The 214-nt window shown below is 58.9% G+C and carries 1 protein-coding gene; it reads left to right on the forward strand.

Annotated elements, in window-relative coordinates:
- On the forward strand, positions 1–214 hold a 214-nt coding region (locus tag H4N64_RS44335; RefSeq protein WP_186288284.1), incomplete at both ends, for a hypothetical protein.

A 214-nucleotide genomic window follows, 5' to 3' on the forward strand; every position in this document is an offset into this window, starting at 1 on the left:
CCCTCCCCCACCTCACCATCGGCGACATCAACACCACCTACGAACCCACCTCAACCGGCACCTCACGATTCGACCTCCTCTTCAACATCGTCGAACCACCAGACGACGAAAACGGCAACACCGGCTACAAAGGAATCGTCGAATACGCCACCGACCTCTTCGACCGGGAAACCATCGAACAACTCACCACCCGGTTCACCACCCTCCTGCGCAC

The sequence above is a fragment of the Streptomyces cupreus genome, assembly GCF_014257025.1.
Taxonomy (GTDB): Bacteria; Actinomycetota; Actinomycetes; order Streptomycetales; family Streptomycetaceae; genus Streptomyces; species Streptomyces cupreus.